The 12425-nt window shown below is 71.4% G+C and carries 11 protein-coding genes; 4 read left to right on the forward strand and 7 right to left on the reverse strand.

Annotation, left to right across the window (positions count from 1 at the left end; genetic code table 11):
- Window positions 1-8: 8 nt before the first annotated feature.
- The 4 genes from ACZ63E_RS15035 (at window position 9) to ACZ63E_RS15050 (ending at window position 4664) form a co-directional block, all read left to right on the forward strand.
- Entirely contained in the window at window positions 9-881 is an 873-nt protein-coding gene (locus ACZ63E_RS15035) for a carbohydrate ABC transporter permease (RefSeq protein ID WP_465336476.1), read from the forward strand.
- 6 nt (window positions 882-887) lie between these two features.
- Window positions 888-1928, forward strand: a complete 1041-nt coding sequence (locus tag ACZ63E_RS15040; RefSeq protein WP_465336477.1) for an ABC transporter ATP-binding protein — start codon at window positions 888-890, stop codon at window positions 1926-1928.
- Window positions 1925-3763 carry a DUF5107 domain-containing protein gene (locus tag ACZ63E_RS15045; RefSeq protein WP_465336478.1) on the forward strand — a complete coding sequence of 613 codons (1839 nt, stop codon included), beginning with the start codon at window positions 1925-1927 and terminating at the stop codon, window positions 3761-3763. The genes ACZ63E_RS15040 and ACZ63E_RS15045 overlap by 4 nt, the downstream gene beginning before the upstream one ends.
- Before the next feature lie 115 nt (window positions 3764-3878).
- Window positions 3879-4664 (forward strand): DeoR/GlpR family DNA-binding transcription regulator, encoded by a 786-nt coding sequence (locus tag ACZ63E_RS15050; protein WP_465336479.1) that lies wholly within the window; start codon window positions 3879-3881, stop codon window positions 4662-4664.
- Here the strand turns inward: ACZ63E_RS15050 and ACZ63E_RS15055 are convergent.
- The 7 genes from ACZ63E_RS15055 to ACZ63E_RS15085 form a co-directional block, all read right to left on the reverse strand.
- Window positions 4651-4791, reverse strand: coding sequence for a hypothetical protein (locus tag ACZ63E_RS15055; protein WP_465336480.1), 141 nt, complete (start codon window positions 4789-4791; stop codon window positions 4651-4653). The genes ACZ63E_RS15050 and ACZ63E_RS15055 overlap by 14 nt on opposite strands.
- A gap of 106 nt (window positions 4792-4897) precedes the next feature.
- Window positions 4898-6370, reverse strand: a complete 1473-nt coding sequence (locus ACZ63E_RS15060) for an alpha/beta hydrolase (protein WP_465336481.1) — start codon at window positions 6368-6370, stop codon at window positions 4898-4900.
- A 107-nt stretch (window positions 6371-6477) separates the two neighbouring features.
- Window positions 6478-7029, reverse strand: a complete 552-nt coding sequence (locus ACZ63E_RS15065; protein WP_465336482.1) for an MFS transporter — start codon at window positions 7027-7029, stop codon at window positions 6478-6480.
- 356 nt (window positions 7030-7385) lie between these two features.
- A complete protein-coding gene (locus ACZ63E_RS15070; RefSeq protein WP_465336483.1) occupies window positions 7386-8798 on the reverse strand; it encodes an L-fucose/L-arabinose isomerase family protein in 1413 nt (470 codons plus the stop codon).
- An 11-nt stretch (window positions 8799-8809) separates the two neighbouring features.
- Window positions 8810-9802 (reverse strand): substrate-binding domain-containing protein, encoded by a 993-nt coding sequence (locus ACZ63E_RS15075; RefSeq protein WP_465336484.1) that lies wholly within the window; start codon window positions 9800-9802, stop codon window positions 8810-8812.
- A 25-nt stretch (window positions 9803-9827) separates the two neighbouring features.
- Window positions 9828-10838 carry an ABC transporter permease gene (locus tag ACZ63E_RS15080; protein ID WP_465336485.1) on the reverse strand — a complete coding sequence of 337 codons (1011 nt, stop codon included), beginning with the start codon at window positions 10836-10838 and terminating at the stop codon, window positions 9828-9830.
- Window positions 10835-12364 (reverse strand): sugar ABC transporter ATP-binding protein, encoded by a 1530-nt coding sequence (locus ACZ63E_RS15085; protein ID WP_465336486.1) that lies wholly within the window; start codon window positions 12362-12364, stop codon window positions 10835-10837. Before ACZ63E_RS15085 ends, ACZ63E_RS15080 begins: the two co-directional genes overlap by 4 nt.
- Between the last annotated feature and the right edge of the window lie 61 nt (window positions 12365-12425).

Raw genomic sequence — 12425 nt, forward strand, 5'->3', positions numbered from 1 at the left:
TCCGCCGCGTGCCGCGCAAGCCGCGGCCGGCGCCGGGGTCACGCCGCCTGAGCCCGTTGCGCCTGCTGGGTTCGGTGATCGTCTGGGCGTTCACCGCCGGCAACGTGTTGGTGCTGTACTGGCTGGTCACGGCCGCGTTCAAGACGCCGGTGGAGATCTTCACCAAGCCGTTCGCGCTGCCGTACCAGTGGTTCCACCTCGGCAAGCCGTTCCGCAACTTCGTCTACGCGTGGAACAACGCCGGGTTCGGCGACGCCGTGCTGACGACGGTGGTGCTGGTCGGGCTCGCGACGGTGGCCACGGTCGCCGTGTCCGCGCCCTGCGCGTACGCCCTGACCCGGCTCGGGGTGCGCGGCTCCGGGCCGATGACCAACGTCGTCGCGATCGGGATGGGCGTGCCGTTCCAGACGGTGATCATCCCGCTGTTCGTGGTGCTGAGCCGCGTCCACCTCGACAACGAGTACGGGCTGTTCCTGCTGTACGTCGCGTTGTCGATCCCGTTCACGGTGTTCCTGCTGACGGGGTTCTTCCGGTCTCTGCCGGACGAGCTGGAGGAAGCGGCGGCCCTGGACGGCGCGTCGCCGACCCGGACGTTCTTCTCGGTGATGCTGCCGCTCGCGCGCGGCGGCCTGATCACGGCGTTGACGCTGAACGCGATCGGCCTGTGGAACGAGACGCTGCTGGCGATCGTGTTCCTCAAGGACCAGGCGCACTTCACGCTGTCCCGCGCGCTGTTCACCTTCTACGGCGCGGCGAGCTACCAGTCGGAGTACGGCGGCCTGATCGCCGGCGTGGCGATCGTGGTGCTCCCGATGCTCGTGCTGTACCTCGTGCTCGCCCGCCGGATCATCACCGGCCTGACCCTCGGCGCCGGAAAGTAGGACCTGATGGCCACGGTGACCTTCACCGACACAACCCGCTTCTACGCCGGAGTCGACCGCCCGGCGGTCGACGGCCTCGACCTTTCGGTGGCCGACGGCGAGTTCCTCGTGCTGGTCGGCCCCTCCGGCTGCGGCAAGTCGACCACGCTGCGGATGCTCGCCGGGCTCGAGGGCGTCGACGACGGGGCGATCCACATCGGACCGCGCGACGTCACCGCGTTGCCGCCCAAGGACCGCGACATCGCGATGGTGTTCCAGAACTACGCGCTGTACCCGCACATGACGGTCGGGGAGAACATCGGGTTCCACCTGAAGCTGGCCCGGGTGCCCGTGGACGAGCGGCGCAAGCGGGTCGCCGAAGCCGCGGCGCTGCTGGACCTGACCGAGTACCTGGACCGGAAGCCCGCTCGGCTTTCGGGTGGGCAACGCCAGCGCGTCGCGATGGGCCGGGCGATCGTGCGTGAGCCGAGTGTGTTCCTGATGGACGAACCACTGTCCAACCTGGACGCCAAGCTGCGGGTGCAGACCCGCACGCAGATCGCGTCGCTGCAGCGCCGGCTGGGTGTCACGACGTTGTACGTCACGCACGACCAGGTCGAGGCGATGACGATGGGCGACCGGGTGGCGGTCCTCAAGGACGGGATCCTGCAGCAGGTCGACACGCCGATCGGTCTGTTCGCGCGGCCGGTGAACGTGTTCGTGGCGGGGTTCATCGGCTCCCCGGCGATGAACCTCCTGGAGACCACAGTGGACGGCCCGTGGTCGGTCCCGCTCACGCCGGCCCAGCGGTCGGCGCTGACCGGCCCGGGCCTGGTGGTCGGGGTGCGCCCGGAGGGCTGGACGATCGGCTCCGGTGTCGACGCGGTGGTCGAGGTGGTGGAGGAGCTGGGCAGCGACCAGTACCTCTACTGCCGGACGGACTCGCAGGTGCTGACCGTGCGCACGCCGGGCATGTCGCCGTGGCAGCGCGGGGAGCCGATCAAGCTGGCCCCGCAGCCGGACGCGGTCCACTTGTTCGACGCGGCCACCGGTGACCGGCTGCCGTGACGCGCCTGTACCGCACGTCGGTGGAGCTGCCGGCGGCTTCCCTCGGGCCCGAGAACCCGCTGCCCCCGCTGGCCGCGCCGCCGGTGTCCTCGGTGTCCAATGTGGACGAACTACCGCCGGACCTGGCGCAGGGGATCGGTTACGGACGGCTGGACACCGTGCTGCCCTGTCTCCTTCAGGACGGCTACACGCGTGACCGCACCCCGACGTCCGTTCCGGCGTTGGTGCTGGAGAACGATCACGTGCGCGCGACCGTGCTCCCGTCCCTGGGCGGCCGGCTGTACTCGCTGGTCCACCACGGCCGTGAGCTGCTGTACCGCAACCCGGTGTTCCAGCCGGCCAACCTGGCCCTGCGTGACGCGTGGTTCGCCGGCGGCGTCGAATGGAACCTGGGCAGCACGGGCCACACGACGCTGACGTGCGCGCCGATGTTCGCGGCCGCGGTCGAGGGCCCGGACGGCTCCCCGGTGCTGCGGCTGTGGGAGTGGGAGCGCACGCGGGACCTGCCGTTCCAGCTGGACTTCTGGCTGCCGGACGGTTCGGAGCACCTGCTGGTGGGCGTCCGCCTGCGCAACCCGCACCCGCACGACGTCCCGGCGTACTGGTGGTCGAACATCGCCGTGCCGCAGACGCCGGACACGCGGGTGCTGGCGCCGGCTTCGCAGGCCTGGCACTACGGGTATTCGGGCCGGCTGGACCTGGTGGACGTCACTCCCGAGCTGACGTACCCGGCCCGTTCCCCGGCGGCGGCGGACTACTTCTTCGAGTGCTCGTCGCCGTGGATCGCGGCGGTCTCGGCGTCCGGGCACGGCCTGGTGCAGCTCTCGACGTCGCGGCTGCGGGGCCGGAAGTTGTTCGTCTGGGGCGAGTCGCGGGGCGGCCGCCGCTGGCAGGAGTGGCTGGCGCCGGGCGCGGGCGGCTACCTGGAGATCCAGGCGGGCCTGGCCCGCACGCAGCTGGAGCACCTGCGCCTACCGGCGGGCGAGTCGTGGGACTGGCTGGAGGCGTACGGCCCGGTCTCGGCCGACCCGGCGGTCGTCCACGGGACGGACTGGGCGGCGGCGACGTCGGCGATCGAGTCCGGTCTGCCGTCGTTGGCGGATCACCATTCGGCGTTGCGGTCGATTCTCGACTCCGAGCCGGGTCCGCTGCTGTTTTCGGGCTCGGGCTGGGGTGCGCTGGAGGCTCGCCGGACGCCGATGTGCTTGCCGGGAACACCGTTCCCGCCGTCTTCGCTGGGGGCGTCGCAGGAGCCTTGGCTTTCGCTGCTGGACGGCCTTTCCCCCTCTGAGGACCCGCTTCTGCGGCCGCCGCCGACTTTGGTCAACCGGTATTGGGCGGACTTGCTGGAGCACACGGCGGACAACTGGCTGACGTGGTACCACCGGGGTGTCGCCCGCTGGGCGGCCGGGCGTCGCGCGGAGGCGGTCGCGGCGTGGGATTCGTCCTTGCTGGCGGCCGAGAACCCGTGGGCGTTGCGGTGTTTGGCGGCGGTGTCACAGGATCCGCCGGAGTCGGCTCGGTTGTATCTGCGGGCTTGTGCGCTGGCGCCGTCGGTGCGTCCGTTGGTGCTGGAGGCGGTGTCGGCTCAGCTGGCGGCGGAAGAGCCTTCGGCGGCGGCTTCGTTGCTGGCCGGGTTGCCGGTTGACGGGCGAGTGGCCTTGCTGACGGCCCGGACCCGGCTCGCGCTGGGCGATCGTGCCGGGGCGCGTGCGGTGTTCGAGGAGGGATTCGAGGTGGCGAACGTCCGGGAGGGCGAGACGTCGTTGTCGGACGTGTGGGCGGCGGTGTCGGATGATCCGCTGCCGGCGCGGTACGACTTCCGGATGACGTGAACCGGCGTGCCGCGTGCGGCGGACACCGGTGATGCAGCATACTGCTCGAAACGGTGGCCAACAGTGCAACGTCATGCGCGCTGGGCCGCCGAGAGCAAGCTAGGGAGTACCGCCGATGGCCCGGCACGAACGGTTGAGCACCCTGCTGGACATGCTGGGGCAGCGGGAAAAGATCGACGTCGAGGACGTGGCCGCGGAGCTGGACGTCTCCGCGGCCACGATCCGGCGCGACCTGGACCACCTGGCCGAACAGCAGCTGCTCACGCGCACCCGCGGCGGCGCGGTCGCGAACGACCTCGCCTACGACCTGCCGCTGCGCTACAAGACGGCCCGGCACGTGCCGGAGAAGCAGCGGATCAGCGCCGCGGCGGCCGCGTTCGCGGCGAAGGGCATGGTCGTCGGTTTGAACGGCGGCACGACGACCGCGGGCGTCGCGCGGGCGCTCGCGATGCGGTCGGACCTGGCCACGCGGGGCGACGGCCCGGGGATCACCGTGGTGACCAACGCGCTGAACATCGCCCACGAGCTCGCGGTGCGGCCGAACGTCAAGATCGTCGTCACCGGCGGGGTCGCGCGGCCGCAGTCGTTCGAGCTGAGCGGGCCGCTGGCGACGCGGGTGCTCAGCGAGCTGACCGTCGATCTGCTGTTTCTCGGGGTCGACGCGTTCGACCCGGAGGCCGGCGCGTTCGCCCACCACGAGGGTGAGGCCAGCATCAACCGGCTGATGGTGGAACGCGCCGAGCGGGTGGTCGCCGTCGCGGACGGCTCCAAGCTGGGCCGCCGTGCGTTCGCCCGGATCTGCGAGACGATCCAGGTGCACGCGCTGGTCACGGACACCGACGCCGACCCGGAGGCGTTGCGCGCCTTCGAAGCGGCGGGTGTCGAGGTCAACGCCGTCTGACGTCGCAGCCGCCCAACGGCAGCTTGACCAGCAGGCCGGCGGCGCACGGGTCGCCGCCCGTGCGCAGGGACGCCAAGCGGAACGGGCCGGTGCAGTGGTGCGGTGTGGTGTTCTGGCAGAGGAACATGTCGCTCGCGCAGATACCGCACCGCGTAGTCGGCTCGGCAAGCCATGTCCGGCTCCCTTCGCGGGCCGGAACCGGTTGTGCTCGGTCCCGGCCCGCGGTGGAAACCTCAGAAGCCGATCGTCGACGGCGGTTTCGGCCCGGCGATCCGGGCTTCGGCGCTGCCCGGCTCGACGGCCGCGCAGTGTGTGCCCTTGGCCGGGAGCTTGCCGGTGATCAGGTAGTCGTCGGTCGCCTTGGTCACGCACGGGCTGTTCTTGAAGTACGCGCCGTGGCCCCAGCCGTCGTAGGTGAGCAGCGTGCTGCCGCTCTGGCGGGCGGCGGCCTGCGACCACGCGTACGGTGTCGCCGGGTCGTGCCTGCTGCTCACCATCAGCAGCGGCGGCGCGCCGTGCACCTGCAGCGGGTGCTGCGGGTTGCTCGCCTTGTTCGGCCAGCCGATGCAGCCGGTGACGGCCTGCCAGCCGAGGGAGTTGACCTTCACGTCCGGCGCGAGGGCCGCGGCTGTCCGGCGGTAGGCCTCGAGCTCGGCGAAGTTGTGCACCGGCAGCCGCCAGTCGTCGCAGAAGACGCTCTGGAACACCGTGTTGACCGGGACGTCTTCCTTGAGCTGGGCCGACGCGGCCGGCTTGGTGCCGTCCGCGAGCGACTTGAGCCGCGTGGCCAGCGCGTCCCAGGAAGGCCCGTAGAACGCGCCCTGGAACATCGAGGCGAGCGACAGCGGCGTGATCGGCTCACCGCTCGTCGGGTCCTTCAGCTCCCCGCGCGCGGCCTTGTCCTGCAACGCACGCGTGAGCTTCGAGACGTCCCGGCCGTGCAGCGCGCAGGTCGGTGTCCGGTCGCACCAGGCCGCGAACTGGCCGAACTCCGCCTGCACCGACTGCGTTTCGCTGTTCAGGAACTCCCACGCCGTGTGCTGCGAGTGGTCCATGTTGCTGTCGAGCACGAGCGCGCGGACCTTGTCCGGGAACAGCTCGGCGTACTGCTGGCCCATCAGCGTGCCGTACGAAACGCCGTAGTAGGTCAGCTTCTTCTCACCGAGCGCGACGCGGATCGCGTCCATGTCACGCGCGACGCTCTTGGTGTCGGCCAGCTGCCCCAGCGGCCCGCTGAGCCGGTTGCAGCTTTCGCCCAGCTTGCGGTTGTATTCCGCGAGCTGCTCGAACTCGGCCTGGTTGCGCGGCACTTGCGGGTGGTCGGCGATCACTTCGTCGAGCCCGCACTTGATCTGGGTGCTGTCGCCGACGCCGCGCGGGTCGAAGCCGACGGTGTCGAACCGCTTGGTGACCTCGGGCGAGAGTGTCCAGCCCTCCTTGACCTGGCCCGCACCCGGGCCGCCGGGGCCGCCCGGGTCCATCAGCACCGACCCGATGCGGGCGGCCGGGTCGGTCGCCTTGCGCCGCGCGAGCGCGATGGACGTGGTGCCCTGGTCCGGATGGGCCCAGTCGAGCGGCACGGTGACCGTGCCGCAGTCGACGCCGGGCGCGTCCGCGCACGGTTTCCAGTCGACGCCTGCCGCGGCCGAAGCCGGCGCCGCCGTCACGATGCTCCCCAGTACGGCCGTCGCCGCCGCGGCCGTCACCAGCCGCCTTGATACCCCCGACATTGCCAGCCCTTCCCCTTACCGACAGTGTTTGCTCGGCTCCAGGTAATCACCAATCCGGTGATCGCGCCAGGTTCCCTGGTGGATCAGGCCGTGGTGTCCACTGTGGAGGATCGCTCCGCGCGGCGGAGCCACGCCGCGGCCGCCGTGCCGAGCACGCAGAGCGCGCCGAGCACCCCGAAAGCCCAGCCGAAGCCGGTCGCCGCGTCCACGGTGAGGCCGCGGGACAAAACGATCACGCACGCCGCGCAGCCGACCGCGCCACCCAGGCGCAGCACGATGTTCACCAGCGCGGTCGCGTGCCCGAGCTCGCCGGCGGAGACCGAGGCGTACGCCGCCGTCGACGCGGGGATGATCGACAGCCCGAGTCCCGCGCCGCGGACGACGAGCAGCACCCCGGCTTCGGCCGGCCCGGCGCCGAGCCGGACCTGGAACCACAGCGGCAGCAGCAGGACCGCGCCGAACATCCCGGCGCCGGCCAGCAGGACCGCCGCCGGCGCCGAGCCCATCACCGGCCGGGCGGCCGGCCGCAGCTGCAGCACGGGGTGCCGGGCGCGCAACGACCACCACGTGAACAGCACGAGCAGCGCGGCGCCGGCGGCCGCGAACCCGCCGTTGAGCTCGGTCAGCGCGTACACCAGCAGCGGCAGGCCGAGCGACCATGACCAGGCCCGGCCAGTCCACCGGCGGCGGCTGTTCCCGGTCGCCGCGCGGCACGTACTGTGCCGACAGGCGCCAATCCGACCACAGCCACGGCCGAATGACTTCTCATGAAGGGTTCTGTGCCGCGTGAGGGTCGGCCTGCTTTTGGCCGGATCGGCTCCTCAGCGCCAGCGCGAAGGCGGCCGGCCCGATCACCGTCCGGCCTGATCGGTCGGCGCGGGCTGATGCGCTCGCGCGATCGTGGAATCGGCCGGCCCACCAAGCCCGCAGCGTCAACTCGGCCTGAGCGGCCCCCCGGTTTCCCCGCCGACCGCAGACACCGACAGCCCCCTCAGCCGCGGGTGAACTCGTCCAGGGTGATCCCCAGCAGCTCACACACCGCGCGCAGCTCGGCCCGGTGGTCACCCGGAACCGCGTGGATGTGGTTCGCCCCGAACCGCGAGAGAAACGTCGACGCCGGTGCGTCGAGCCGGGCGAACGCGTGCGGCCATTCCGGAGTGGACTGCGCCTCGAGCGCGGAAGTCGTTTCCTTGTCGTAGTTTTCGAACTCGCCCAACATCAGCTGCAGCCGGTACCGCCCGTCCAGCCGCGTCAGCCTGGCAAGCGTCATCCGTCCCGGCGCGGCGATGTGGTGCACCGACGCTCCACCCGCCGGGAAGAAGAACACCTCCGGGTGGAGCGTCACGCGGGCCAGGTTCTCGGCCGGGTCGTCGCTGCGGGCGGCGAACCACGTTGCGTGCTGGCCCGAGTTGCACAGGTCCCAGATGTCCCGGGCAGCGTGGTAGTGCCGGACGTCGGCGAACAGCACCGGCGTCCCCGACAGGTGCTTCATCAGCTGCATCGTGAGCGCGCCGTCCATGTCGGCCTCGGTCGCGCACACGTGCGTCTCCTTGGGCCCGTTCCAGTCGTACGGGTCGTTGAGGAACGCCTCGGCGACGTCCATCGTCGCGAAGTGCTGCGTCAGCTCGGGCTGGCCCTTGATGCCGGTGAAGTCCAGGTGCCACTCGTCGATCAGCGACCGCATCGCGACGTACGAGCCCACCTGCCGTTCCAGCAGCTCCGGCGTCAGCTTGACGCCGTCGTAGCGGACGGTCGCGTGCTGCTCCAGCCACTCACGCGCCTTCCGCTTCTCCGCCGGGTCGGCGGCCTCCGCGCGCCGGACGATCTCCCACTGGTCGATCTCCTCGACGTCGATCCCGAACTGCCGCTGCCACTGGTCGGTGTTGGCGACCGCGGTGTTCATCCCCATCGGGCGGCCGCCGATCCGGCCGAACGTGCTGCCGCGCAGCTTCGCCACGGCCCCCGCCGCGCGGGCCCGGACGCCGACCGCCGCGATCAGCTCGCCGTCCGACGGGTCACCCCAGAGCCGCGTGTGCGCCCGCCCGATCTGGTCGAGCGCGCCGCCCGCGGCGAGCATCCCGACCATCCCGGGCTGCACCGGATCGACGTTGGCCACCAGCACCAGTGGTCCGCTCAGCGCGCCGGCGGCCAGCATCGTGAAGTGCGGGAACGCCCAGACGCAGTAGTGCAGCACCGTCAGGTCCACCCCGGCCGCCTCGATCTCCCGGGCGACCGAGGTGGCCAGCCTGCTGTCCGACACCGGCGCCGAAGCCCGGACGACGTCGTGGCCCGCTTCGGTGAGGGCCGCGACCAGCCGGTCCTCGGTGTCCCGGATGAAGTCCGAGATTCCATTGTGGACGTAGTCGCGGCCGTCGGAGAGGTTGACGACGCCGATGCGTGCCATGGCGGATCCCTTCAGCGGTTGGCCTTCGTGTACACCTCGGCGGCGTTCGCCTGGGTGACGAGCTGCGTCTGCAGCATCACTGTCTTCTCCGGCTTGGCGCAGTCGACGAGGATGCTCTTCGCGGACGCCACGGCCTCGCGCCCGCCGGTCGGGTAGACGAACGTCGCCGCGAGCCGTCCGGCCTCGACCGCCTTGATGCCGCCGGACGGGATCGGCAGGCCGTCGATGCCGAGGAACTTCACCTTCCGGTCCAGGCCCGCGGCCTTCGCGGCGAGGTAGGCGCCTTCGGCCATCGGGTCGTTCTGGGCGTAGACGGCCTGGATCTCCGGATGGGCCTTGAAGATCGCGTCCGCCTGCTGCTGGCCCTTCTCGCGCAGCCGGTCACCGTCCACAGTGGTCACGATGTCGATGCCGCGCCCCTCGATGCCCTTCGCGAAGCCGTCCTGCCGCTCCTTGGCCGGCGTCGACCCGGCGAGCCCGCGGATCTCGGCGATCTTCCCGCCCTGCGGCAGCACCTTGTCCGCCAGGTACTGCCCGGCCTGCCGGCCGATGTCGACGTTGTCCGCGCCGATGAACTGCGTGTACGCGTCCCCGTCGACCTTCCGGTCGAGCACCAGCACCGGGATGCCCTTGTCGTAGGCCTTCTTGACGACGGCGGTCAGCGGCGTGGCCTCGTTCGGGCTGATGACCAGCAGGTCGATCCGCTGGGTCAGGAAGTTCTCGACGTCGGCGACCTGCTTGGCGTTGTCCTGCTGGGCGTCCGCGAAGTTCACCGTGAACTGCGGAACCGCCTTGGCGGCTTTCGCGATGTCGTCGTCCATCTGCTTGCGGTAGGGCTCGCCGACGTTGGCCTGGCTGATCCCGATGGTGAACTTGCCGCCCGCCCCCTTGCAGGCGGCCGCGGGTGTCGACGTCCCCTGCCCCGAGTTCTCGTGCGTCGTGCCGCAGGCCCCCGCGGTCAGGACGAGGACGAGCGCGGGTATCACGAAGTGCTTGCCGGACATTTCTCTTCTTCCCCTCTTCGGCGGTTCACGGTGTGGGCCGCAGCCGCTGCAGGCCCGCGGCGACCACGATGACCAGGCCCTTGATCAGGAGCTGGACGTTGGGGTCGACGCTGTTGAGCGCCAGGATGTTGTTGAGCACGCCCAGCAGCAGCGCGCCGGCGACGGTGCCCGACACCGAGCCGCGCCCGCCCGAGAGCGCGGTGCCGCCGATCACGACCGCGGCGATGGCGTCGAGCTCGTACCCGCTGCCGTCGTTGGGGCTGCCCTGGTTGAGCTGGCCGGCGTGGATGATCCCGGCCAGCGCGGCGAGCAGCCCGCTCAGGCCGTAGACCAGCACCTTGACCCGGGTGACGGCGATGCCCGAGAGCCGCGCGGCCTTCTCGTTGCCGCCGATCGCGTAGACGTAGCGGGCGAACGCGCTGGTGCGCAGGAACACGATCGCGGCGACGGCGACCATGGCGAAGATCACCGCCGGGACCGGCACCAGGCCGTTGAACGTGCGTTCGCCGAGCAGGGAGAACGCGACCGGCGCTTCGCCGGGGCCGTCGCCGTAGGAGATCTGGACCCCTTGGCCGCCGGACCAGATCCGCGCGAGCCCGCGGGCGACCTGCAACCCGGCGAGGGTGACGATGAACGCCTGGATGCCGAACACCGCCGACGCGACCCCTTGCAGCAGGCCGAAGAGCAGGCCCGCGGCGAGCACGAGGAGCACGGCGGGCAGCACCCCGAAGCCGTTTTCGACGAGCAGCACGGCCGAGCCGACGGCGGCGAGCCCGAGCACGGCCCCGACCGACAGGTCGATCCCGCCGACCAGGATCACGAACGTCATGCCGACGGCGATGATGCCGATCTCCGAGATCGCGCGCACGACGTTGAACAGGTTCTCGCTGTCGAGGAAGAGCAGGTCACCGTCGTGCGACGGCGAGAACACGACCGCCGCGACCAGCACCAGCGCGAGGCCGAACAGGCTCTGGAAGCGGAACAGCGTGTCCACGACGGCGGCACGCCGGGTCGGGATGAACTCCGTGGTGGTCATCGTGTTTCCCCCATCGCCGCGGCGAGCAGCTCGGCCTCGCCGGCGTCGTGCGTGTCGAGCTCGCGGCCGGTGCGGCCGTCCTGCAGGACGACGACCCGGTCGCACAGCCCGACCAGCTCCGCGGGCTCGGACGACGCGAGCAGAACCCCGATGCCGCGGGCGGCCGCGGCGGCCAGCAGCTGGTAGATCTCCGCCTTAGCGCCGACGTCGACCCCGCGGGTCGGCTCGTCGAGCAGCAGCAGCGCCGGTTCGGTGAGCAACGCCCGGCCGAGCACGACCTTCTGCTGGTTGCCGCCGGAAAGGGTGCCGACCGCGGCGGCGAGCGCACCCTTCACCTTCAGCTCGCCGAGGATCTTCGCGACGGTGGTGTTCTCACGCCGCCGGGTCACCACACCGGCCGTCGCGAGCCGGTCCACAATGGACAACACGGCGTTCGCGCGGACGGAATGGTCCAGCGCCAGCCCGCCGATCCGGCGGTCTTCCGGCACCAGCGCGAGCCCGAGCTTGACGGCGTGGCGGGGGTTACGCGGCCGAATTTCCTTCCCCCGCAGGAAGATCCGCCCATGCCACCGCCCGGGTGTCCCGGCGCCGAAGAGCGTCTCCAGCAGCTCGGTGCGCCCCGAGCCGAGCAACCCGCCGAGCCCGACGATCTCTCCGGCGCGGACGGTGAGCGAGATCCCCGCGGGTTCCCGGCGGCCGGGCCGGTGCCGCCGCGGGCGCAGCGCGAAGTCGTCGAGGCGGAGCAGCTCGTCCCCGGTTTCGCCGTGTTTGAGGCGGAAGAGCGCCTGGACGGGCCGGCCGATCATCGCCTCGGTGACCTGCCCGACGGTCAGGTCGCGCGCGGCGAACCCGGCGGCGACCCGGCCGTTGCGCAGCACGGTGGCCCGGTCGGCGATCCGCCCGATCTCCTCGAGCCGGTGGGAGATGTAGACGATGCCGGCGCCCGCGTCCCGCAGCTCGGTGATCACCTCGAACATCCGCTCGACCTCGGCGCCGGTGAGCGCGGACGTCGGCTCGTCCATGACCAGCACGCGGGCGTCGAGCGCGAGCGCCTTGGTGATGGCGACGAGCTGCTGCTCGCCGGTGCGCAGCTCGCCGACGGCGCGTCTCGGGTCGAGCGTGATCCCGATGCGGGCCAGCAGTTCGCGCGTCTCGCGGTGCATCCGCTGCCGCGCGAGCGTGCCGGCGCGGGTGCGCGGCTCGCGGCCGAGGAAGACGTTGGCGGCCACCGAAAGCCCGGGCACGAGGTCGAGCTCCTGCGGGATCATCACGATCCCGCGGCGTTGCGCGTCGGCGGGTCCGCCGAAGACGACCGGCTCACCGTCGACGGTGATGGTGCCGCGGTGCCCGGTCACGTCGCCGGAGAGGATCCGCATCAGCGTCGACTTGCCGGCGCCGTTTTCCCCGAGCAGCGCGTGCACCTCTCCGCGGCGCACGGTGAAGTCGACGTGGTCGCAGGCGAGCGTGCCGCCGTACGCCTTGCTGACACCGGTCAGCTCGACCAGCGGGGTGCCCGGCTCTTCCATGACCCCCCTCGCGTCGGCGGAAGCTGGGAGTAATCGATTACTCGACGCTAGGGGTGGAGCC

The organism is Amycolatopsis sp. NPDC104819 (assembly GCF_055583145.1).